Below are 21,182 nucleotides of genomic sequence, written 5' to 3'. Positions count from 1 at the left end.
CGCGACATCATCTCTTTTCCGCTGGTCACCCAATTGAGGAATGTATGAAAGATAAGGCTTTTGGCATCATTGCTGGTGCATTGATTGCTGCGGCTCCCCTCGTGTCATTTGCCGCTAGTTTGCCCGCGCCGTTTGAAGGCAGCAGCACGCTGCAGGCCGATGGTGTCGTGAAGTCGGTTGATCAGGCTAAACATTCGGTGACCGTGATCGATGCACAGGGCGGCGAAGCTTCCTTCAACGTCACGGATCCGAGCAACCTGGCTCAGATCAAGCAGGGTAACAAGGTTCACATCCGGATGATGCGCAACGCCATGATTAGCGTTATGCGTGGTGCCGACGGCCACGGCACGGCTGCGCAACCGGTGCAGCAGAACACCGTCCAGAGCGTGACCGCCGAAGCTCAGGCCGTCGACCACGCGTCCGGCGTTTTGGCCTTGAAGGACCCGAATGGCTCGGTGTTCCATATCCGCGGTCGTGAGCCGGCAAAGGTCGCCGGCGTGACGCCGGGTATGCACGTGTCGGTGGCGTACGCGCCGCAGGTCAACGTGGCCGTAGCGCCTGCGCAGTAACTCAGGCTAGCTTAAGCGGCGCGTCAGCGCCGAAGCGCGAATGTCCTTTGCGGACATCCGCGCTTTTTTTCGCCCAATTCAAGACGACGTTGACGCGCTGATACCTGGCGCGTGGCTCGACGCTTCAGTCGGGCTCGCCGGGAACGAGGCGCAGTCGTGTGATTTCCGAGGGGGCGCCCAGGCGCTTTGGTGGTCCCCAGTACCCGGTGCCGCGACTCGTGTAAACCCACAGGCCGTTCAGCCGCGCGAGACCGGCCGTGAACGGCTGCTGGAAGCGCACAAAGAAATTCCACGGGAAGAACTGGCCGCCGTGCGTATGGCCGGATAGCTGCAGCGTAAAACCTGCTGCTGCGGCTGCTTCTGCCGAGCGCGGCTGGTGCGCGAGCAGGACTTTGATCAGCACGTCGCCGGGCGCGCCGGCGATGGCCGCAACGGGGTCGCTGCGATGCAAGGGATCATGATGGCCCGCGGAGTAATCGGTTACCCCGGCAATCACGGCGCGCGCGCCGTCGTGCTCCACGATCACATGCTCGTTAAGCAGAACGTTCAGCCCCAGGCGCCGGAATTCATCGATCCAGGCGTTCGCACCGGCGTAATACTCGTGGTTGCCGGTCACGAGGAACGCGCCGTGACGTGCACTGAGCCGCGATAGGGGCTGCGTGTGTTTGGTCAGTTGCGGCACGCTGCCATCTACCACATCGCCGGTGACCGCAATCAGATCCGGCTTGAGACGATTCACCGCGTCGACGATTGCATCCACATAACGGCCTTTGATGGTGGGGCCGACGTGGATATCGCTGATCTGGACGATCGTGAAGCCGTCGAGCGCTGCCGGCAAGTCGTCGATCGGCACCTCGATCGTCACCACTTTGGCGCGGCGCCGTGCGTTGAACAGGCCGACGAGTGTCGAGAGCAACGCGAGCAACGGGACCGCTGCCGCCGAGCCGATGCGCCAGTGCGCGATGGCAATCGTGTTCGGCCAGATGGCATCGACGGTGAGCAGCGAGGCGAGCGCCAGGTCGCGCGCGAACGTCAGGACCAGCAGCGACGAGAAGAAGCCCATCGCCAGCAGGCCGACCCACGCGAGGCGGTCGCTGAGCGGCTGCTGCTTGATGGTGCGCGCCAGCATGCCGAGGGGGATCAGAAAGATCGACAGCACCAGCCACAGCGCGCAGAGCCATCGGCCGGCGGCACTGATCGGCATGTCGGGAATCAAACGAAGGCCGACGTAGATATGCAGCAGGATGCCAATCAGGATGAAGCGAACAAGAAACGATGAGCGGCGCATAGAGAGGGCAGAGGCGGGAAGGGGCCGACACGAACGGAGCAACGGCGGAGTCTCGCCAACTGCAACCGGAAAAAAGTGGACGAGCCGGATCATTCTACCGAGATGTGCACCCGCTTGCCGACGGCGCCAGATTTGCGCCCAAGGGCGGCCGAGGATGTCCGCGATTGACGTGGAAAAGGGTATTGCGTTGCAGCAATTTTCTTTGCCGCATGTCGGTCAGCTGAACTGCTGCGGCACCCTAATTAAATGGACTGTGAATTGTGTTCCGGGTGGACTATTCTCAAATAGAACCGCCTGGTATCAGCACAATCAGGGCAATCGTGGCCCACGGACGGTTCGTTTTGTGGTCGGTTGAAGGCGAGGCGGGAGGCGCATCATGAAACTGCTTGGATCAGGCAATCACGTACGCCACGGACTTCATGGGCATCACGTCGGACGAGAGGGCAGCCACGTCATGCTGCCGCTGGTGGGCATATCGGTGATGGCGCTTGCCTTGTACTTCGGCGTGCGCGGCATCGAATTCTCCGAACTGGGCAAAAGTGCGTTATTCGACGTGGTGATGGTATGCGTCGCGCTCGGCATCGCGGGGCTGTTCGGCGTCGTCGGCGCGTGGTTGCGTTCCAATGGTGACGACGCCGAAGAAGGCTTCTGCTTTATCGGTGCGGTGATCGGCGCGGTGGTGTTCTACGTGGCGCTCTTCAGTTAAATGCACCGGCGGCCTAAGGCCTGTCAGACGATCCGGGCGGCTTCGTCGAAGGAGAAGCGCGGGCTGCGCGGGAACAGCTTCGACGGGTCGCCGTAGCCCAGATTGATCAGGAAGTTCGACTTCACGGTCGTGCCGGCGAAGAAGGCCTCGTCGACCTTGGCGGCGTCGAATCCCGACATCGCACCCGTGTCCAGACCGAGCGCGCGGGCCGCGAGAATCAGATAGCCACCTTGCAGTGTCGAATTGCGAAAGGCCGTATCCGCGATCGCCTTGTCGTTGCCGGCGAACCAGCTACGCGCGTCGGCATGCGGAAACAGTTTCGGCAGATGCTCGTAAAACGCCATATCCATGCCGACGATCACCGTGACCGGCGCCGCCATTGTTTTCTCGAGATTGCCCGGCGACATGGCCGGACGCAGCTTTTCTTTGCCTTCGGGCGTTTTCACGTAGACGAAGCGGCCGGGGCTCGAATTGGCCGAGGTCGGCCCGAGCAGCACAAGCTCGGTGAGCTGTTTGAGCACGGCGTCGTCGACCGGTTTGGCTTGCCAGCCGTTATGCGTGCGCGCTTCGCGAAAGAGCTGATCGAGCACCTGATCGGAAAGAATCATAATGAAAATCCGTTGAAGTAGCAGAGTGAGAAAAACGGATGACAGCGCAAGCCGCAGGCGTGAGCGCCGTCGTCGTTGCCGCCATAATAGCCAGAGTTTTCACTCGCGCACGTATCGCTTACCTATCGCGCACAACTCGCGCACGCAATCGCATTCAGGCAATCTCATGGCGGACCTTTTCGACGACCTTCCGGCGCCCGACGTGGACTGGTATCCCGAGTGGCTCGAGCCCGAGGCCGCGGCGCACGCCTTGACGCAACTCATCGGCGAAGTGGCATGGCGTCAGGACATGATGGGCACGCCTGCCGGCCGCGTGCCGCTGCCGCGGCTGACTGCCTGGCAGGGCGAGGCGGACGCGATCTACGTCTACTCCGGAATTCGCAACGTACCGCAACCGTGGACCCCGACCGTCGCCGAACTGCGAGCCGCCGCGGAGGCGACTTGCCACGTGCGCTTTAACAGCGTACTGATCAACCGCTACCGCAGCGGCACGGACAGCATGGGCTGGCACGCGGACCGCGAGCCCGAGCTCGGCGCCCAGCCGGTGATTGCGTCGATCAGTCTCGGCGTTACGCGCACCTTCGACTTGCGGCACAACCGGACCGGCGTGGTGCAGTCGTTTTTCCTGAAGGGTGGCAGCTTGCTGGTGATGAAGGGCGACACGCAGGCTAACTGGCGGCATCGCGTGCCGAAGGAGCCGCGTGTGGCCGGAGAGCGCATCAATCTGACGTTTCGCTGGGTGACGCCGCGCGAAGCAGTTCGTTAGTTTCAGATTGGCCGGCGGCTGTTTAAGCGCCGGTCCGAAGCCCGAAGCCTGCTCACCGCCCACCGCACGCTCGGACTCCAACGTCGAGCACTTAAACGCATAAAAAAGCGCTCCCACGCCACGCTCCATCACCTTCAGCACTCGACCAAACCCCACCGCATTCCCCACGTCCGTGCCACAGCCGATACCGCTCGCGATACCAAAATTGATATCGCCGACGCGAATCATATGATTGGACGGTTAACGCCCCAGACACTACGCTACAGCACGATCCACGCACCGTGAGGGCCGCAAACACCGGGCGGGTTCGATGGATCGCCTACACAACAACGATCAGGAGACAGTCATGGCGAATACACGACGCGCCGCATGTCGTGCGTTGGGCGCGCTCGCGCTTTGCTCGAGCATTGGTGTGCTGGCGCTGACCACGCCGGGCGCTTACGCGCAGGACAAACAGATCACGCTCGGCTTCGCGCAGGTCGGCGCGGAAAGCGCATGGCGAACCGCCAATACCGAGTCGGTGAAGTCCGCGGCGGCCGACGCCAAAATCAAGCTCAAATTCTCCGACGCCCAGCAAAAGCAGGAAAACCAGATCAAGGCGATCCGCTCCTACATTGCGCAGAAAGTCGATGTGATCGCGTTCTCTCCGGTTGTCGAATCCGGTTGGGAGCCGGTGCTGCGTGAAGCGAAGGCCGCGAAAATTCCGGTGATCCTGACAGACCGCAACATCGACGTGAAAGACACGTCTCTGTACGTGACGATGATCGGCTCGGACTTCATGGAAGAGGGCCGGCGCGGCGGTCATTGGCTCGCGGATCACTATAAAAATGATCCAGGTCCCATCAACATCGCCGAACTTCAGGGAACGGTCGGCTCGGCGCCCGCCAACGACCGGCATTCCGGCCTGATCGAAGTGATCAAAAGCGATCCCAAATTCAAGATCATTGCGTCGCAGAGCGGCGACTTCACGCTTGCCGGTGGCAAGCAGGTGATGGAGGCGTTTATAAAAACTTATGGAAATAAAATAAATGTAGTTTATGCGCATAACGACGATATGGCGCTCGGCGCCATTCAGGCGATGGAAGAGGCCGGCATGCATCCGGGCAAGGACATCACCGTGGTCTCGTTCGATGCGACCAAGGGCGGCTTCCAGGCGATGGCCGCGGGCAAGATGAACGTCGACGTGGAGTGCAGCCCGTTGCTGGGACCGCAACTGATGTCGGCGGTCAAGGATGTGGTGGCTGGCAAGCCGTTGCCCAAGCGGATCCTGACGGAAGAGACCGTCTTCCCGATGAGCGTCGCGGCGCAGACTTTGCCGACGCGCAAGTACTGAGGCGAAAGGTATTAGGCAGAGCAGGGTGGCTAACTGATTAGCTGTCCATACGGAAGGCGCAGGACACAAGCGAAGTACGGACAGATCGCAGGGGTTTCTCCAGCGGTGCCTGACCGCCCGGCTGCTTCGGCAACGGGCGGTCTCTTTTCCGCCGGATCAGGTTGCGTGCAACTTCACCCGCCTGAGCCCACCCGACCCACGCACCGCCCATCGAGCGAGGTCTATGACGCATCCCGCATCGGAATCCAATCCACTGGGCACGAAAGACATCGCAGGCGACGCTCGCTCAGGCGTCGCCTCGAATGCACGCGATCCCATTGAGCCCATTCTGGCCACGGCCGGTGTCAGCAAGACGTTCCCGGGCGTGAAAGCGCTGCAGCGGGTCGACTTTCGCCTCTTTCCCGGCGAGATCCATACGCTGATGGGGCAGAACGGCGCCGGCAAATCCACCCTGATCAACGTGCTGACCGGTGTGGTTGCGCCCGACGCCGGCACGATCCGCCTGGGTGGCGAGATCGTGGCGTTTGCCTCGCCGCAGGAGGCCGAGGCGGCCGGCGTGCGCACGCTGTATCAGGAAGTGAACCTGTGTCCGAACCTCTCGGTGGCGGAGAACATTTTTGCGGGCAGGCAGCCCAAACGGTTTGGCGCGATCGATTGGCCCGACATCAAGCGCCGCGCGCAGGCCGCGCTCGCGCGCCTCGACGTTTCGCTCGACGTCACCCGATCGCTCGACGCCTATCCGATCGCCGTGCAGCAGATGGTGGCGATCGCCAGAGCGCTGTCAGTCGACGCCCGCGTGCTGATCCTCGACGAGCCGACCTCCAGTCTCGATGACGGCGAAGTCGCGCAGCTTTTCAAAATACTTCGTTATCTTAAGCAATCGGGTATCGCCATTCTGTTCGTCACGCATTTTATCGAGCAGACCTATGCCATCTCCGATCGCATCACGGTGATGCGCAACGGCGAGCGGGAAGGCGAATACCTCGCACGCGATCTGCCGGCCGATCAACTGGTCGCGAAGATGGTCGGTCACGAGCGCATGAGCGCGCGCCTGCGCGAAGCGGCGCAGGAGGGGCACGCTGCTCACGAAGGGCCTCAAAGCAAGGAAGCGGTTCAACCGTTCATCGAACTGCGCGGCGTCGGACGGCGCGGCACGCTTCAGCCGGTCGACCTCGACGTGCAGCCGGGCCAGATCCTGGGGCTTGCCGGTCTACTCGGCTCGGGCCGCACGGAGACCGCACGGCTGTTGTTCGGGGCGGACCGCGCCGATAGCGGCACCATCCTGATCGAAGGCCGCCCCGTGCGGCTGCGTTCGCCACGGGACGCGGTGCGGCACGGCATCGGCTACTGCGCGGAGGACCGCAAGAAAGAGGGTATCGTCGCCGAATTGTCGATCCGCGAGAACATTCTGCTGGCGTTGCAGGCGCGACGCGGCTGGTGGCGCAAGATCAAACGGAATCGCGCGCGTGAAATCGCGGACCTGTGGATCGAGCGTCTCGGCATCAAGGCGACTGACGCCGAACAACCGATCGGCCTGCTTTCCGGCGGCAACCAGCAAAAAGCGCTGCTCGCGCGCTGGCTCGCCACCGACCCCAAGCTGCTGATTCTCGACGAGCCCACGCGCGGCATCGACGTCGCCGCGAAGTTCGACATCATGGACCGCCTGCTGGCGCTGTGCGCGAACGGCCTGAGCATCCTGTTCATCTCGTCGGAGATCGGCGAGGTGCTGCGCGTGAGTCATCGCGTGGCGGTACTGCGCGACCGCCGCAAGATCGCTGAAGTGACCGGCAACGCGTCGAACGAAGACAACATCTATCGACTCATCGCGGGGAGCGGCGAATGAAGCTATCGAACTGGTTCGTGCGCGATGGCGCGGAGCGTCCGTTGATCTGGCCGTGCGTTACCCTGGTGCTGTTGTGCGCCCTGAACCTGTGGGTGAATCCGCATTTTCTATCGCTGCGGATGCTCGACGGCCACCTGTTCGGCGCGCCGATCGACGTCCTGAATCGCGCGGCGCCGCTGGTCCTGGTCGCGACCGGCATGACGCTCGTGATCGCCACACGCGGCATCGATATTTCGGTCGGCGCGGTCGTGGCGATTGCCGGCGCCGCCGCGGCCACGATACTCGCCACGCAACCCGCGCCGGGCGCGGGATTGATCGCGCAGGCGCTGCTAGCGGCGTTGCTCGTCGGCGTGTTGAGCGGCATGTGGAACGGGCTGCTGGTGTCGTTCGTCGGCATGCAGCCGATCATTGCCACGCTGATCCTGATGGTGGCCGGCCGCGGTATAGCGCAATTACTGACAGCGGGGCAGATCATACCGATCGGGGCACCCGGCTATCTGTTCGTCGGTGGCGGTTATTGGCTCGGCGTGCCGTGCTCCGTGTGGATTGCGAGCGTTGCCGTGCTGGCCACCGCGGCGCTCGTTGAAGGCACGGCGCTCGGGCTCTTCATTCGCGCGATCGGCGTCAATCCGGTGGCGACGCGTCTTGTTGGCCTGCGCTCGAAAGCGCTGGTATTCGCGGTGTACGGCTTCTCGGGATTGACCGCCGCGATGGCGGGCGTTCTCATCAGCTCGAACGTGCGAAGCGCCGACGGCAATAACGCGGGTCTGCTGCTCGAACTCGACGCGATTCTGGCGGTGACGCTCGGCGGTACCTCGCTGCTCGGTGGCCGCTTCAGTCTGACGGGCACGGTGCTGGGCGCGCTGATCATCCAGACACTCACCTACACGACCTATTCAATCGGCGTGCCGCCGGAAGCGACGCTCGTCGTCAAGGCGGCCGTCGTGCTCGCGGTGAGCGTGATCCAGTCGCCCTCGGCACGCTCGCTCGCCATGTCGCTCTTTACGCCGCGCGGGGTGGCGCGATGAGACGACTCCTCGAAGCGTGGGCCCATATCGTCGATCCGCGCACGCTGCCGATCGCCGTCACCGTCGTGCTGTTTTGCGCGCTGTTCGGCTTCGGCTCGGTGATGTACACCGGCTTTTTCTCGTGGCAAGTGCTGCTCGATCTGCTGGTCGATAACGCCTTCCTGCTGATCGTCGCAATCGGTATGACGTTTGTGATCGTGTCCGGGGGGATCGATCTGTCGGTGGGCTCGGTGGTGGCGTTGACCACCATTGTTGAAGCAGTGCTGTCCGAACATTTGCATCTGTCGGTGTGGCTGATCGTGCCGATCGTGTTGCTGATGGGGACGGTGTTCGGCGCCGTACAGGGTGCGCTGATTCACTTCTTCCGCTTGCAGGCGTTCATCGTTACACTGGCCGGCATGTTCTTCGCTCGTGGCTTGTGCTTTCTGATCACGACGCAGTCGATCACCATCAACGATCCGACGTTCCAGAAGATTTCCGCGTTTCGCCTCGACATCGGCGTCGGTTCGGTGACCGCCAATGTGTTGATTGCCCTTATCACGCTTGCCGCGGCGATCTATGTCGCGCATTTCACGCGATTTGGCCGCAACGTTTACGCGGTGGGCGGCAACCCCCGCTCGGCGTTGCTGATGGGCTTGCCGGTCGCGCGTACGCGGATCGGCGTGTATGCGCTGAGCGGATTCTGTTCGGCGCTCGGCGGCGCGGTGTTCACGTTCTACGTGCTGTCGGGTTATGGCCTGCAAGGGCAGGGTATGGAACTCGACGCGATCGCGGCGACCGTGATCGGCGGAACGTTACTAACGGGCGGTGTCGGCTATGTGATCGGCTCGCTGTTCGGCGTCGGCATTCTGGGTACGATCCAGGCGTTGATTACCTTCGACGGCACGCTCAGTTCGTGGTGGACCCGCATCGTGATCGGCGCCTTGCTGTGTGCGTTCTGCCTGCTGCAACGGCTGATCGAGCGGCATGCAAAATCGGCGCGGCGTCCGGGTGGCACGGGGGCCGTTGTGACGCCAGGCCGCCAGCACGGTCGGGGCGACACAGCGGCGTCCGATTCGCATGCGATCGGACGCGCGCCAGAGCAGGCGCTGTAGCGTAAATGTGCGGTGGTGCCGTTCAAGCGTTGAGTACGCGTCCTTTAGTTTCCGGCAACGTCAGCGCGGCGAGGATCACGATACCGTAAGCCGCGGCGGCGAATACACCGATCGCGTGACCGAGCGTCATGGTCTGCGAGACGTAGCCGATCAGGAACGGAAACGTCGCGCCGATTGCCCGCCCGAAGTTGTAGCAGAACCCCTGGCCGGAGCCACGAATGCGCGTCGGAAATAGCTCGGTGAGGAACGCGCCCATTCCCGAGAAAATGCCCGACGCGCAGAAGCCGAGCGGGAAACCGAGCGCGAGCATGGTGAGGTTGTCGAGCGGCAGTTGGGTGTAGATCAACGCGATCGCACACGAGGCCAGCGCGAACGCGATGAAGGCGCGCTTGCGGCCGATTTTGTCGCTGACGTAAGCGCCCGTCAGATACCCGCAGTACGACCCGACGATCACGACACCCAGATAGCTGCCGGTGCCGATCACGCTCAGATGCCGCTCGGTTTTCAGGTACGTCGGCAGCCACGTGGTCACCGCGTAGTAGCCGCCTTGCACGCCGGTCGCGAGAATGGACGCGCGCAGCGTCGTCCAGACGATATCGCCGCGGAAGATGTCGAGTAGCGAAGGGCGAGTTTGTGCCGCGGCCTGCGCTTGTTTCTGCTGCCGATGCACCTCCGGCTCGTCGACAAAGCGGCGGATCCAGATCACGAACGGCGCGGGCGCAATGCCGATCGCGAACAGCACGCGCCACGCGTAATCGGCCGGAATCCATGAAAACACGGCCATGAACAGCAACGTCGACACGCCCCAGCCGATCGCCCAGCCTGCCTGTACCAGACCGACCGCCTTGCCGCGGTCGCGCGGACGGATGACTTCGCCGATCAGCACCGCGCCGGCCGTCCACTCGCCGCCGAAGCCGAGTCCCATCAGTCCGCGCGCCCACAGCAACTGGGAGAAGTTCTGCGCCAGCGCGCAAGCCAGCGTGAACACGGCGAACCAGAGAATCGTGATCTGCAAGGTCTTCACCCGGCCGATGCGATCGGACAGCACACCGGCTGCCCAGCCGCCGAGTGCCGAACTCAGTAGCGTGACCGTTCCGATGAGACCGGCTTCGCCGCGCGTGATGCCCCATGTCGCAATCAGCGTCGGAATCACGAAGCTCAGGAATTGCGTGTCCATTGCGTCAAGCACGTAGCCGATCTTGCAGCTCCAGAACGCACGCTTCTCGCCGGTGGAAATCTGCTGATACCACGCGAACGGTCCTTTTCCTATGCCGGGCGCGTCGTAGCGTTCGACGTCCGCGGTCAATTGCGCTTCGGTTTTCATGCATGGGCTCCGGTCGTATTCAAGGCCCGCGTCTTGCCGCGCGGCTTATTGTTGGGACAAATAACGCGGTGGTTAGAGGACCGCCAGCGTGGTGTTGGGAATGTCGGTGACGAGCATGTGTCCCGGTTTGTGCGCGATCGCGAATGGCAAACGCGCGCTTTCTATCGCGGCTTGCGGCGTGACGCCACATGCCCAGAACACGGGCAACTCGTCGCTGCGCACGTCGACTGCATCGCCGAAATCGGGCCGCGCGATGTCACGAATGCCGATCAGCGAGGGGTCGCCGATATGAACGGGCGCGCCATGTACCGCGGGAAAACGGCTGGTGATCTGAATGGCGCGGATCGCGTCGGCGGCTTTCATCGGCCGCATCGAGACCACGCGGTTGCCACCGAACACGCCTGCGCTCACGTTGCGTTCACCGGTTCGATACATCGGCACGTTGACCTGCTGTTCGATATGGCGCAGCGGAATGCCTTCGCGTTTCAACATTTCTTCGAATGAAAACGAGCAGCCGATCGCGAACACCACCAGATCGTCGCGCCACAGTGCGTCGAGACTACGCACCTCCTCGGCACGTTCGCCGTGGCGGTAGACGTAAAACGCGGGGACGTCGTTGCGTATGTCGAGATCGGCGCCGAGCGACGGAACGCGCCATGCGCCCGGTTCGCCGATGCCCAGCAACGGGCAAGCCTTCGGATTGAGCGTGCAGAAGCGCAGAAAGTCGTCGGCGTACTGCCTCGGCAGGATGGCGAGATTGGCTTGCGCATAGTCGCCGCAGTAGCCCGCAGTCGGCCCGGACAGGCGGCGGCTGCGAATCTGCTGACGAAACTCCGATGGCGTGTAGGACATGAACGGCTCGACTCCAGCTAGGTCCGGGTGACCGATGGAAGCCAGATTAGTAACGCCAAAAATATCCATCCAGCGAGTTATTCTTGTGTTTCGTTAAATTAAACTTAACAGCGCCAGAGAGTTTTGCGGCGATGATCGAATGTATCGGGTCGCTGTTGGGAGAGCTAATATAATGAATACCCGCTTTGTCGAAACGTTTCTGACGCTCGCGCGTCTGGGCAGTTTTCGCGCGACCGCTGCAGCCATGCACGCAACGCCCGCCGCGATTTCGCTGCGTATCAAAACGCTTGAAGCCGAGTTGGGCGTCGAATTGATCGAGCGCGACGCGGCGGAGTTTCAACTCACAGCGCATGGAGAACGGCTGCTCGCGCATGCGCGGTCGGTAGTCCAGGCCACGCGCTCGCTGCAACTGGCCGCGCAGGACGAAACTCAGGTGACGAAGCGGCTGCGGCTCGGCGTCATCGAAACGGTGGTGCATAGCTGGCTGCCGGACTACATCCGGATGCTGAACGTCGAGTACCACCGCATCGTTGTGGATCTGAGCGTCGACTCGAGTGCGGTGCTTGGGCCCCGGTTGCGCGCGGGCGAACTGGATCTCGTGATTCAGGTGGAGGAAACCGGCGAGCAGGAAGCGTCGATTGTTTCGACCTTGCTCGCTAGCTATCCGGTGCGCTGGATTGCGCGCAACGATCTGATTCCGGCGAGCCGCGCGAAACATGTGCAGACGGTATTGCAGAAACCTGTTCTGACGTTCGGCCGTGGCACCGCACCGCAAATCGTAGTGGAAGCGATCGTCGAAACGCTAGCGAAGCGCGCCGGTGTGCCGCTTGCGGATACTCAGGTGACCTGCATGCCGTCGGTGGCGGTGATCGTGAAACTGTTGCGCGATGGCTATGGAATTGCGGCCGTGCCGGCCTTGTTCGTCGAGCCTTTCCTGAGCAGCGGCGAACTGGGGCAATTGCAGGTGCGTCCGCTGCCGCCGCCGATTGACGTTGCGATGTACTACCGCGACGACGCCGACGTCGGTGTGCTGGCGGCGTCACGTGTTGCGCGTAGTGCGTGTGATCAGTATGCGAAGGTGATGGGGCGGCAGTTGATTGAGAGGCGGTGATGTGCCGCGACGTCAGTGGATGGAATTCAAACGCAATGGCGAGGCCGCGTCTTAAGGCCCATCCATGTCGAGGCGCCGACGCGCGGCCGCGACCAGTTTGTCGAAGGAAAAGCTGCTCGCGGCAAGCGCGGTGGTATCCGGAAAGTTCTCACGCGTGATGTCCGTCAACACCTGGCCCGGCGGGGCTTCGATCAGTACGCGGGCACCCATTTCCTGCATGACGGTGAGCGCATCGAACCAACGCACTGTGTGGCGCATATTGGTCGCGAGATCGTCGCGAATGGCATCCGCCGTGTACAAGGGACGGCCGCCGCGATTGCCGATATAGGCGCTTTGCAGTGCATGAAAAGGGATGTCCTGTGCGTATGCGACCAGCTCGTCTGTTGCATGCGCGAGCAGTTCGCAATGTGACGGCACACTCACCGCAAGACGGATCGCTTTGCGTGCGCCCGCCGCCAAAGCGCGTTCGATAAACGTGTCCAACGCATCGTTCGCCCCGGCCATGACGATCTGGCGTGGTGCATTCACATTGCCGATATAAGCGCGCTGATTGCCCGCATCCGCGTGTTCTGCTGCGAGTGTTTCCAGTTGGTGCTCGGTCAAGCCCGACACGGCCACGAGACCGTAGCCCGACGGGTACGCCGTCTCCATCAATTCGGCGCGCTTTCGCACCATCCGTAATGCGTCGCCAAAGCGAATCGCGCCGCAGCTGACCGCCGCTGCATACGCACCTACCGACAAACCCGCGCTGATCTCCGGCGTGAGCTGTTCATCCGCCAGAGCGCGCGTGATCGCCACGCCCGCGACGGTCAAACCGATCTGAACGGCTACGGTCGAGCGCAGCGCGTCGGGTGTGTCGAGTGTGAGCACGTTGGTGCCGAGCAATTGAGACGCTTCTTCGAGCGTGTCGGTCACAGCGTGGTGCTGCGGCAGACGATGCAGGAATCCCTCCGACTGCGCGCCCTGGCCGGGAAACAGAAGGGCAAGCATCAGGCATCGCCGTGAGCGGGCGCCCACGGATCGATAACCAACTGGGGACCCCGAGCGTGGCGCGCCATCACGCGTGCTTTGCTCGTTGCCCACTCGACGAGCGCAATGCCGCCTGCAGGTGTTTCCAATTGTGCGTCCACGCGAATGCCGACGCGGTGTGCGATTGCTTGCAGATGATTCAGCAACTGCATGGCTGTGTCGTGCGAGATTTTTTCCGGCGCGCGGATCAGCAGATCGAGATCGCTCGACAACGTGACGGTGGGCACCTGAGTGGTCAGTTCGAAACCTGTGCTGCCGGTTGGTCCCCAGACGAATCCAGTCAATGCGCCGACCGCGTCGCGTTGTAATGCGGCAAGCGCTGCGAACGCAGGTAACGCATTGCGCTCCGCAAGCGGGCTGTGCCGCGCTAACGCTTCCGGCGGCACGAGGCTTTCTATATCGTCCAGATGCGCCCACGTGCCGTAACGCTGGGATCGTTCGACACCGCGCAAACCGATCGCCACGAAGCCGTCAGCGGCCGGCGCGCGTCTTACGACCGCATACGGTGCGCGTTCGAACGACTCGTGAATCCATGCCGGTTCGCCGTCAAACTGCCGCAAATGGTTCAAGCGCAGCAGATCGTGCGGCCGCCAACGCGCTTCGCGCGACGATGCGTGATCGGCGGCAAACGGCCGCGCTGCGCAGATCTGCATTACACGGCGTCCCATTGTTCGGCGAGACGCCGTCGCACTTGGATCGAAGCCGCGCGATTCTTGTGAGCCGCAGCCGATTCCAGACGATGCGACAAACCGCGGCTGCCGTCACGTGCGCTGCGAATCTGCTCGGTCAACACCTGACGCACGCGCTCGATTTGTGCGGCGTCCGGCGCATCGGCATCGACGTTTTCAATCAGCTGATCGAGCAGGCCGAGTTTGGCAAACGACGTCATCGAGTACGACATCGGCACGATGGTTTCGCCGAGCGCATCCAGTGCTTCGACGGTGCGCCGCGTGACCCGGGCAGCCGCTTCCTTGCCCATTGCGTGGACCATCGTGCCGGGCGCGTCGAGTGCGACGATCCGGTTGGCCTGATAGCCATGCGCGAGGAACGCGCCCGACATGGCCGGCCCGACGATCAGCGCGATCACGGGATGCCCGGCGTCGCGCGCCGATGCATAGGCATCGATCGCGGCGGCGCAGGCGAGGTGAATGCCGAGCATCTCTTCGCGGTAGCCGTACGCCTGGCTTTTGACATCGACGATCGCGACGATCGGGCGGCGCGTACCGCTCGCTTCGTCATGCTCGATGGCCTCGCGTACAGCACGCGCGAGCTGCCAGCCTTGCTCGAGTCCGACGACGTTATCGGTCGCGCGGGGAAAGCGGTTGCCGGGATCAGGGACGACCGCGATGAAGCGCGCGGTCTCGCCGCCGAGCGACGCATCGCCGCTCCATACGGGCGCTTTACCGGACGGTTCGCCGGCCAGTGCGTGGAACCAGCGTGCGCCGCGGCTGAGAGTGGTATCGCTCATGCCTGCTCCTTGCGCGCGTTGTTCTGCGCATGCGGGTTGTACACCTCACGCATCGTTTCCGGCGTGACGCTGGCCGGGTCGATCCGCGCGAGGCGGTCAAGAAAAGTGTCGACCTGTTCGCTGCGATGCGCAGTTGGCAGTCCTTGAATGAATGCCGAACGCACGGCGGCACGCACTGCGTCTGCATCGTCGTCGACCAGTTGATCGGCGAGCGCGGTCGCAGTCCGTTGTTCGCCGCCGATCAACTGCCACACGCGGCGCCGATCGCTCGCGTCGAGTTCGTCGATACCGGCTTCCTGTTCGATCACTTCAGGGCCGTTCATGCCAAGCCGTCCTTGCTTCGTCACGACGAGATACGAACACAAGGCCGCCGCCAGCGACATGCCGCCAAAGCAACCGACCATTCCCGCAATCACGCCGACGACCGGCACATGCCGGCGCAACGCAACGATCGCGGCCTGAACCTCGGCGATCACCGCGAGGCCGAGGTTGGCTTCCTGAAGCCGCACGCCGCCGGTTTCGAACAACACGACAGGGCGGACGATCTTGCCTCGTTCGCAGTCGCGCAAGGCCATCTCCAGCGCGGCGGCGATCTTGCTGCCCGAGACTTCGCCGATGCTGCCACCCTGGAACGCGGACTCGATCGCGGCGACCACGGCCGGCTCGCCGTCGATGGTGCCGCGCGCGATCACGCATCCGTCATCGGCCTGGCAGACGACGCCTTGCAATGGCAACCACGGCGATTCGATCTTGTCGAACGGTCCGAGCAGTTCGCGGAACGTGCCCGCGTCGAGCAGCGAGCGGGCGCGTTCGCGCGCGGGCAGTTCAATGAAGCTTTCGCGCAGCAGCGGCGCGGAATGGACGGTGGCGACAGCGTTCATGCGTCGTCTCCCTGTTCCGCGGCTTCGATGGCTTCTGCCAGCCGTAGCGCCACAACGCCGGGCGTCGCGCCGAAGTCGTTGATTTCGATTTGCGCCGCGCCGTCGTAACGGGTGAAGAAGCGGTCGAGCACGCTTTTCCAGATGTGGCTGTAGCCGTCGACGCTGGTCCGCACGACCACATGCGCGGTCAGGGCGGCGCTGTTTTCAGCAGGCGACAGCAGCACTTCCAGATCGCCCGAGCCCACTACGCCGACCTGCGCACGGGTCGTGACGGCGCGTTGCGCCGGATAGTCGAAGGTCAGATGTTCCATGAGGCTGAACTCCCGCTGGCGTCGCGATGCGCCAGCATGTCGAGAAAGAGGGTGGCGGCGAGCAGATCGGCTGCGCCGCCAGGCGATGCGTTGAGCGACAGCAATGCGTGTTCGAGTGCAACGAGAGCGGTGTACCCCTCCGGCGTCGAGCTTCCGCCGGCTTGCAGCACGCGGCGCGCGCCGTGTTGCGCAGCGTGCAAACCCGGCAAGCCCGCGCGATGCAGCAGGCAGGTGTCGTCGAGCGACACCATGATCGAGAGCAGGGCGTCGATACGCGCGGCGTTTTCGTCGATGCCGTTGGCTCGCGCTGCGAGCAACGCGGGCAAACCGATATCGATGACGTGCGGGAAGCCGTCTTGTGCCTCACGGCGCGCTCCACCCACCTGATAGCGCTGTCGTGCTCGCTCGCCGTGACTATCGGCGGGGGCGGCGAAGCGATCCGGGAAGCACGCGATCCGCGCGGCGAGCGTGCAGACTTTCGATGCGTTCGGACGTGTGGTGTCGTCCGTCATCGAGGCGCCCGCCACCAGCAGCCCGACGATCCAGATTGCGCCGCGATGTGCGTTGCTGCCGCCGGTGGCACGCAGCATGTCCTGTTCGCCGGCGCGGCCGATTTGCGCGAGTTCAGCACGCACAAGCGCGGATGGTTCGCCGCGGCGCTGCGCGGCGCGTGCAAGAGCGGCGAAGGTGGGTTCGAGCGCGTGCGCCGAGCGCAGCATGGTGGCGAGATCGAGGTCACGATGCGCACCGCTGCCGCGCCGGTCCACCAGCGCGGGTTTCGGCGTGAGTTGCGCTTCCTCGATCAGCGCGATGACGGCGAAGTGCGCGAGTTGCGCATCGCACGGTGCTGTCCGTGCGCTAACCGTCGGCCTGTGTACCGTGCTTGCCGCGCGCAAAATCGTGGCGTGCCGGCAGGCCAGGGGCGTGAGTCCGGCTTTCGCCTCCGGCATGGCGTCGGCCTCGCGTTCGAGCAAAGCAGCGGGCGCCATCGTCACCAGCTCCTGAAGCGGGCCGGCGGCGCGTACAGCCCGCCCGACCACGTCACCAGATCGTCAATGCTGCGTGCCGCCAGCAGCGAACGCTTGGCTTCGCCGCGACGAATGCCGAGGTCTTCCGGATACGCGACGATGCCGCGCCGGCGCAACTCGGCCGTTTTCTCCGGCTTGGCGCGCAACCCGATCGGTGTGACACCGGCCACCGCTGCCAGCGCCGCGCGCCGCTCGTCGATCCCTTCGGCCTTGTGCAAATACGCGATGCCTTCCTCGGTGACGACATGGCTCACGTCGTCGCCGTAGATCATCACGGGTGCGATCGGCATGCCGCTTTTCGCGCCGACGGCAACCGCATCGAGTTCATCGACGAAGGTCGGCTCGCCGCCTTTCTTGTACGTCTCCGCCATTTGCACGACCAGCTTCTGCCCACGCGAGACCGGACCCTGGTCCTTCAGCAGCTTGAGCCACGCTTCGCTCGAATGACGCCGGCCGCGCGGATCGTGGCCCATGTTCGGCGCACCGCCGAAACCGGCAAGACGCCCGCGCGTGACCGTCGACGAATTCGCGTCCGCGTCGATCTGCAAGGTCGAGCCGATAAACAGATCGACGCCGTATTGACCGGCCAGTTGGCACAGCACACGGTTCGAGCGCAGGCTGCCGTCGTTGCCCGTGAAAAATACGTCGGGACGTGCCTCGATATACGCCTCCATGCCGACTTCACTGCCGAAGCAATGGATGCTGTCGACCCAGCCCGATTCGATCGCGGGAATCATGGTGGGGTGCGGATTGAGCGTCCAGTTGCGGCAGATTTTGCCTTTCAGGCCGAGCGATTCGCCGTAGGTGGGCAGCAGCAGTTCGATCGCCGCGGTATCGAAGCCGATGCCGTGATTCAGCGAGCTCACGCCGTACGGTTCGTAGATGCCGCGAATCACCATCATCGCGGTGAGCACCTGCAGATCGCCGATATGCCGTGGGTCGCGCGTGAACAGCGGCTCGACGGCGAACGGTCTATCGGCCTCAACGACCACGTCGACCCACGAACCCGGAATATCCACGCGCGGCAGTTCGTCGACGATCTCGTTGACCTGCACGATCACGATGCCATGCCGGAACGCGGCGGCTTCGGCGATGGTCGGCGTGTCTTCGGTATTCGGGCCGGTGTACAGATTGCCTTGACGGTCGGCCTTTTCCGCGCACAGCAACGCGACGTGCGGCGTGAGATCGACGAACATCCGCGCGTACAACTCGACGTACGTATAGATCGCGCCGATTTCCAGCTGGCCGTCTTCGAGCAACTGTGCGACGCGCAAACTCTGTGGCCCCGCAAACGAGAAATCGACCTTGTGCGCGATGCCGCGCTCGAACAGCGTCAGATGTTCAGGACGACTGATGCTCGAAATCAGCAGATGCACGTCGTGTATTTTTTGCGGGTCCACCTTGGCGAACGAGCGCGACAGGAAGTCGGCCTGTTTCTGGTTGTCGCCTTCGAGCGCGACGCGGTCGCCCGGTTGAATCAGTGTTTCGAGTGCATCGACGATGCGGTTTGTCGGCAGGATGCCGTCTTCCAGCCACGGTGCAATGGCCGCGAGGCGGCGGTTCTTTTCGTCGCGGCGCGTGGTCCAGGAGCGTGCGGTGGCGGACGCTTCGGCGGCTTCGGCGGGTCGGTTCATCGGCGGATTCAGCTCCCGGTAGTGGCGCGCGCGCGTCTGCCGCGCGGCTTGGGTTGGTTCGCAAGCGCGGCTTCCGCCTGCGCGCGTTCGGTCAGGAAACGATGGAGCAGGTCGCCTGTGCCGAGCAGATGCGCGACGACCAGGGACTGCGCAGCAGGAATGTCGCGGCGTTGCACCGCGTCGAGCAAGGCGGCGTGTTCGTTGTCCGACTCGCCTTTGTACGACGGCAAGCCGAACTTGAGGCGCAAATACCGTTCGCCGCGCCGATGCAGCGTGCCGATCATGTCCTCGAGTTGCGGACGGGCGGCGGGTGCATACAGGCTCATATGAAAGGCCACATTGCGTGCGACGTACAACGACGGGTCCGGCTCGCGTTCGGCGGCCCGGCACAGTCTGGCGCATTCGCGCAGCGTGGCGGCAGTGTGACTCGGAATCGCGAGGCCGATGGCGAGGCTTTCCAGCGCTGAGCGGATCTCATAGATTTCGCGCGCTTCATCCGCCGACAACGGCGCGACAGTCGCGCCCTTGTGCACGGCGGCTCGCGCCCAGCCTTCGCTTTCGAGCTGACGCAAAGCCTCGCGCACGGGAATCGCGCTGACCGAGAAGTGCCGCGCGATCGCGTCCTGCCGCAGTGGCGCACCAGGCGCCAGCGTGCCGTCGACAATCGCCGCGCGCAGCGCCTCCGCGATGACGTGGGACGTGCTCTCACGCGGCGCCGCCGCGGGTAAAAGCGGGATGCGCGCCGGGGCGTCCAGGGGAAAACCATCGATTGCGTTGCTCATGATTTCAAATATTATATATAAAAATTAGAGTTTTGAAGACGGGCAAACCCGCAAAATTTTCACCACCGGCGCCTGCAGTGTCCTCGCAACGTTATACGAGGCACCTCGATTCACCAACAAGCGCGCCGTCTCGTTGTCCCCCTTTAGTAAGCCAGGTAAGCCAACCGCAGGGCCGGAGGAGCATGATGAATTCAGTTACCGAGAGCGTGTCAAACGCGCGGCGCCGCACGCCGCTCAATCGTTCGCAGATCGCAGGGTTTTGGGGAGCGTGGGCCGGCTGGACGCTCGACGGGATGGACTCGTTCATCTACGCGCTCGTGCTGACGCCGGCGCTGACCGAGCTGTTGCCGCGCTCGGGGTACGCCGCGACGCCCGCGAATGTCGGCCTCGCCGGCTCGATTCTGTTCGCGCTGTTTCTGGTCGGCTGGGGGCTGTCGTTCATCTGGGGGCCGTTGGCGGATCGCTTCGGCCGCACCAAGGTGCTGGCGGGCACCATTTTCACGTTCGCCATTTTCACGGGACTGGCCGCGACGTCGCACAACGTGTGGGAGCTCGCCATCTATCGCTTCATTGCCGGAGTGGGCATTGGCGGCGAGTGGGCATTGGCGGGGACGTATGTGGCTGAGTCGTGGCCGGAAGATCGCCGCAAGATGGGCGCCGGGTATCTGCAAACGGGCTACTACGCCGGGTTCTTTCTGGCGGCCGCGCTCAACTACACGATCGGTGTGCATTTCGGCTGGCGCGCGATGTTCCTGACGGGTGCGGTGCCGGTTGTAGTCGCGATTCTGGTGCTGTTGCGCGTGAAGGAATCGGAGAAGTGGCAGAAGGCGGACGCACGCACCGAGCACGTCAAACCGCTGCGCGAAATCTTCGGACCGGTGTATCGGCGCCGCACGTGGGTTGCGTGCATTCTGCTGACGATCGCGATTGTCGGTTTGTGGGCGGGCGCTGTGTACGAGCCGTCGGCGGTGATTCAACTGGCGACGAAGGCCGGCATGGCGAAGAACGACGCGATCAGGACGGCGTCGCTGGCAACCGGCTTGCTTTCGATTGCGACGATTCTCGGTTGTCTTGCGTTGCCGCCGCTGGCCGAGCGGTTTGGCCGCAAGAAGACCCTGGCGTTTTACTTCACCGGCATGGCGGTGGCGATTGCCGGCAGTTTCGGGTGGGCGTTCTATCTGCCGAACGGGCTCGCGCCGTTTATCGCGTGGCTCTTCGTGCTGGGATTCTTCGGCGGTAATTTCGCGCTGTTCAGCTTGTGGCTGCCGGAGCAGTTCGAGACTCGCGTACGGGCTACGGCGTTTGCGTTCTGCACGTCTTTCGGACGGTTTGTTGGGGCGGGTGTCAACTTTCTGCTCGGCGCGGCGGTGCTGCATATGCATACGCTCGGCGCGCCGGTGGCGCTCACGGCGCTGGCGTTTATTGTTGGCCTGTTCGTGATTCCGTTCGCGCCGGAGACTAAGGGCGAAGTGCTGCCGCAGTGAGATTGGCCGTTTGGCTGAGTGGCGGGCGGGGTCGCTAGCGGGC

The 21,182-nt window shown here is 63.5% G+C and carries 21 protein-coding genes; 9 read left to right on the top strand and 12 right to left on the bottom strand.

All coding sequences use genetic code 11. The annotated features are described in order from the left end of the window. Positions 1 to 44: 44 nt before the first annotated feature. Positions 45 to 569, top strand: a complete 525-nt coding sequence (locus B0G76_RS28500) for a hypothetical protein (protein ID WP_120295450.1) — start codon at positions 45 to 47, stop codon at positions 567 to 569. 124 nt (positions 570 to 693) lie between these two features. On the opposite strand, the gene B0G76_RS28495 is transcribed toward B0G76_RS28500, so the two are convergent. Then, on the bottom strand, positions 694 to 1,857 hold the full coding sequence (locus B0G76_RS28495) for a metallophosphoesterase (protein ID WP_120295449.1): 1,164 nt from the start codon (positions 1,855 to 1,857) through the stop codon (positions 694 to 696). A gap of 376 nt (positions 1,858 to 2,233) precedes the next feature. Between B0G76_RS28495 and B0G76_RS28490 the strand changes: the two genes are divergently transcribed. Then, on the top strand, positions 2,234 to 2,563 hold the full coding sequence (locus B0G76_RS28490; RefSeq protein WP_120295448.1) for a hypothetical protein: 330 nt from the start codon (positions 2,234 to 2,236) through the stop codon (positions 2,561 to 2,563). A 23-nt stretch (positions 2,564 to 2,586) separates the two neighbouring features. On the opposite strand, the gene B0G76_RS28485 is transcribed toward B0G76_RS28490, so the two are convergent. Further along, positions 2,587 to 3,171: a malonic semialdehyde reductase gene (locus B0G76_RS28485; protein ID WP_120295447.1), complete on the bottom strand. Its 585-nt coding sequence runs from the start codon at positions 3,169 to 3,171 to the stop codon at positions 2,587 to 2,589. 166 nt (positions 3,172 to 3,337) lie between these two features. Between B0G76_RS28485 and B0G76_RS28480 the strand changes: the two genes are divergently transcribed. The 5 genes from B0G76_RS28480 to yjfF all read left to right on the top strand — a co-directional run bounded on the left by B0G76_RS28480 (position 3,338) and on the right by yjfF (position 9,235). Beyond that, a complete protein-coding gene (locus B0G76_RS28480) occupies positions 3,338 to 3,937 on the top strand; it encodes an alpha-ketoglutarate-dependent dioxygenase AlkB (RefSeq protein ID WP_120295446.1) in 600 nt (199 codons plus the stop codon). 346 nt (positions 3,938 to 4,283) lie between these two features. Next, on the top strand, positions 4,284 to 5,270 hold the full coding sequence (locus B0G76_RS28475; RefSeq protein ID WP_120295445.1) for an ABC transporter substrate-binding protein: 987 nt from the start codon (positions 4,284 to 4,286) through the stop codon (positions 5,268 to 5,270). Between the two features lie 223 nt (positions 5,271 to 5,493). Then, entirely contained in the window at positions 5,494 to 7,113 is a 1,620-nt protein-coding gene (locus tag B0G76_RS28470) for a sugar ABC transporter ATP-binding protein (RefSeq protein WP_120295444.1), read from the top strand. Continuing rightward, positions 7,110 to 8,141 (top strand): ABC transporter permease, encoded by a 1,032-nt coding sequence (locus B0G76_RS28465; protein ID WP_120295443.1) that lies wholly within the window; start codon positions 7,110 to 7,112, stop codon positions 8,139 to 8,141. Before B0G76_RS28470 ends, B0G76_RS28465 begins: the two co-directional genes overlap by 4 nt. Then, positions 8,138 to 9,235 (top strand): galactofuranose ABC transporter, permease protein YjfF, encoded by a 1,098-nt coding sequence (yjfF, locus tag B0G76_RS28460; RefSeq protein ID WP_120295442.1) that lies wholly within the window; start codon positions 8,138 to 8,140, stop codon positions 9,233 to 9,235. Before B0G76_RS28465 ends, yjfF begins: the two co-directional genes overlap by 4 nt. A gap of 22 nt (positions 9,236 to 9,257) precedes the next feature. Here the strand turns inward: yjfF and B0G76_RS28455 are convergent, their stop codons facing one another. Both B0G76_RS28455 and B0G76_RS28450 read right to left on the bottom strand, forming a co-directional pair. Then, positions 9,258 to 10,559, bottom strand: a complete 1,302-nt coding sequence (locus B0G76_RS28455) for an MFS transporter (protein WP_183082163.1) — start codon at positions 10,557 to 10,559, stop codon at positions 9,258 to 9,260. Positions 10,560 to 10,631: 72 nt separating this feature from the next. Further along, positions 10,632 to 11,411, bottom strand: a complete 780-nt coding sequence (locus B0G76_RS28450; protein ID WP_120295441.1) for a putative hydro-lyase — start codon at positions 11,409 to 11,411, stop codon at positions 10,632 to 10,634. Between the two features lie 172 nt (positions 11,412 to 11,583). On the opposite strand from B0G76_RS28450, the gene B0G76_RS28445 reads away from it, so the two are divergent. Further along, entirely contained in the window at positions 11,584 to 12,522 is a 939-nt protein-coding gene (locus tag B0G76_RS28445; protein ID WP_120295440.1) for a LysR family transcriptional regulator, read from the top strand. A 51-nt stretch (positions 12,523 to 12,573) separates the two neighbouring features. Here the strand turns inward: B0G76_RS28445 and mdcH are convergent, their stop codons facing one another. The 8 genes from mdcH to B0G76_RS28405 are packed head-to-tail and all read right to left on the bottom strand — an operon-like array spanning position 12,574 to position 19,655. Then, positions 12,574 to 13,512: a malonate decarboxylase subunit epsilon gene (gene mdcH, locus B0G76_RS28440; RefSeq protein ID WP_120295439.1), complete on the bottom strand. Its 939-nt coding sequence runs from the start codon at positions 13,510 to 13,512 to the stop codon at positions 12,574 to 12,576. After that, positions 13,512 to 14,204: a malonate decarboxylase holo-ACP synthase gene (locus tag B0G76_RS28435; protein ID WP_120295438.1), complete on the bottom strand. Its 693-nt coding sequence runs from the start codon at positions 14,202 to 14,204 to the stop codon at positions 13,512 to 13,514. The genes mdcH and B0G76_RS28435 overlap by 1 nt, the downstream gene beginning before the upstream one ends. After that, a complete protein-coding gene (gene mdcE / locus B0G76_RS28430; protein ID WP_120295437.1) occupies positions 14,204 to 15,019 on the bottom strand; it encodes a biotin-independent malonate decarboxylase subunit gamma in 816 nt (271 codons plus the stop codon). Before mdcE ends, B0G76_RS28435 begins: the two co-directional genes overlap by 1 nt. Continuing rightward, positions 15,016 to 15,900, bottom strand: coding sequence for a biotin-independent malonate decarboxylase subunit beta (locus B0G76_RS28425; RefSeq protein WP_120295436.1), 885 nt, complete (start codon positions 15,898 to 15,900; stop codon positions 15,016 to 15,018). The genes mdcE and B0G76_RS28425 overlap by 4 nt, the downstream gene beginning before the upstream one ends. Beyond that, entirely contained in the window at positions 15,897 to 16,211 is a 315-nt protein-coding gene (locus B0G76_RS28420) for a malonate decarboxylase subunit delta (RefSeq protein WP_120295435.1), read from the bottom strand. Before B0G76_RS28420 ends, B0G76_RS28425 begins: the two co-directional genes overlap by 4 nt. Further along, entirely contained in the window at positions 16,199 to 17,200 is a 1,002-nt protein-coding gene (locus B0G76_RS28415) for a triphosphoribosyl-dephospho-CoA synthase (protein ID WP_120296888.1), read from the bottom strand. The genes B0G76_RS28420 and B0G76_RS28415 overlap by 13 nt, the downstream gene beginning before the upstream one ends. A gap of 2 nt (positions 17,201 to 17,202) precedes the next feature. Further along, entirely contained in the window at positions 17,203 to 18,873 is a 1,671-nt protein-coding gene (gene mdcA / locus B0G76_RS28410; RefSeq protein ID WP_120295434.1) for a malonate decarboxylase subunit alpha, read from the bottom strand. Between the two features lie 8 nt (positions 18,874 to 18,881). Further along, positions 18,882 to 19,655, bottom strand: a complete 774-nt coding sequence (locus tag B0G76_RS28405; protein WP_120295433.1) for a GntR family transcriptional regulator — start codon at positions 19,653 to 19,655, stop codon at positions 18,882 to 18,884. Positions 19,656 to 19,840: 185 nt separating this feature from the next. On the opposite strand from B0G76_RS28405, the gene B0G76_RS28400 reads away from it, so the two are divergent. Next, positions 19,841 to 21,139 (top strand): MFS transporter, encoded by a 1,299-nt coding sequence (locus B0G76_RS28400; protein ID WP_183082236.1) that lies wholly within the window; start codon positions 19,841 to 19,843, stop codon positions 21,137 to 21,139. Positions 21,140 to 21,182 lie beyond the last annotated feature (43 nt).

This window comes from Paraburkholderia sp. BL23I1N1 (assembly GCF_003610295.1).
Lineage (GTDB): Bacteria > Pseudomonadota > Gammaproteobacteria > Burkholderiales > Burkholderiaceae > Paraburkholderia.
The sequence above is the reverse complement of the archived record's forward strand: the minus strand, read 5'-3'. Positions and strand labels throughout refer to the sequence as shown.

Bases quoted from the DNA above. Each gene is read 5' to 3' on its own strand.
- B0G76_RS28500 (WP_120295450.1), top strand. From the start codon at position 45: ATGAAAGATAAGGCTTTTGGCATCATTGCTGGTGCATTGATTGCTGCG.
- B0G76_RS28495 (WP_120295449.1), bottom strand. From the start codon at position 1,857: ATGCGCCGCTCATCGTTTCTTGTTCGCTTCATCCTGATTGGCATCCTG.
- B0G76_RS28490 (WP_120295448.1), top strand. From the start codon at position 2,234: ATGAAACTGCTTGGATCAGGCAATCACGTACGCCACGGACTTCATGGG.
- B0G76_RS28485 (WP_120295447.1), bottom strand. From the start codon at position 3,171: ATGATTCTTTCCGATCAGGTGCTCGATCAGCTCTTTCGCGAAGCGCGC.
- B0G76_RS28480 (WP_120295446.1), top strand. From the start codon at position 3,338: ATGGCGGACCTTTTCGACGACCTTCCGGCGCCCGACGTGGACTGGTAT.
- B0G76_RS28475 (WP_120295445.1), top strand. From the start codon at position 4,284: ATGGCGAATACACGACGCGCCGCATGTCGTGCGTTGGGCGCGCTCGCG.
- B0G76_RS28470 (WP_120295444.1), top strand. From the start codon at position 5,494: ATGACGCATCCCGCATCGGAATCCAATCCACTGGGCACGAAAGACATC.
- B0G76_RS28465 (WP_120295443.1), top strand. From the start codon at position 7,110: ATGAAGCTATCGAACTGGTTCGTGCGCGATGGCGCGGAGCGTCCGTTG.
- yjfF (WP_120295442.1), top strand. From the start codon at position 8,138: ATGAGACGACTCCTCGAAGCGTGGGCCCATATCGTCGATCCGCGCACG.
- B0G76_RS28455 (WP_183082163.1), bottom strand. From the start codon at position 10,559: ATGAAAACCGAAGCGCAATTGACCGCGGACGTCGAACGCTACGACGCG.
- B0G76_RS28450 (WP_120295441.1), bottom strand. From the start codon at position 11,411: ATGTCCTACACGCCATCGGAGTTTCGTCAGCAGATTCGCAGCCGCCGC.
- B0G76_RS28445 (WP_120295440.1), top strand. From the start codon at position 11,584: ATGAATACCCGCTTTGTCGAAACGTTTCTGACGCTCGCGCGTCTGGGC.
- mdcH (WP_120295439.1), bottom strand. From the start codon at position 13,512: ATGCTTGCCCTTCTGTTTCCCGGCCAGGGCGCGCAGTCGGAGGGATTC.
- B0G76_RS28435 (WP_120295438.1), bottom strand. From the start codon at position 14,204: ATGCAGATCTGCGCAGCGCGGCCGTTTGCCGCCGATCACGCATCGTCG.
- mdcE (WP_120295437.1), bottom strand. From the start codon at position 15,019: ATGAGCGATACCACTCTCAGCCGCGGCGCACGCTGGTTCCACGCACTG.
- B0G76_RS28425 (WP_120295436.1), bottom strand. From the start codon at position 15,900: ATGAACGCTGTCGCCACCGTCCATTCCGCGCCGCTGCTGCGCGAAAGC.
- B0G76_RS28420 (WP_120295435.1), bottom strand. From the start codon at position 16,211: ATGGAACATCTGACCTTCGACTATCCGGCGCAACGCGCCGTCACGACC.
- B0G76_RS28415 (WP_120296888.1), bottom strand. From the start codon at position 17,200: ATGGCGCCCGCTGCTTTGCTCGAACGCGAGGCCGACGCCATGCCGGAG.
- mdcA (WP_120295434.1), bottom strand. From the start codon at position 18,873: ATGAACCGACCCGCCGAAGCCGCCGAAGCGTCCGCCACCGCACGCTCC.
- B0G76_RS28405 (WP_120295433.1), bottom strand. From the start codon at position 19,655: ATGAGCAACGCAATCGATGGTTTTCCCCTGGACGCCCCGGCGCGCATC.
- B0G76_RS28400 (WP_183082236.1), top strand. From the start codon at position 19,841: ATGAATTCAGTTACCGAGAGCGTGTCAAACGCGCGGCGCCGCACGCCG.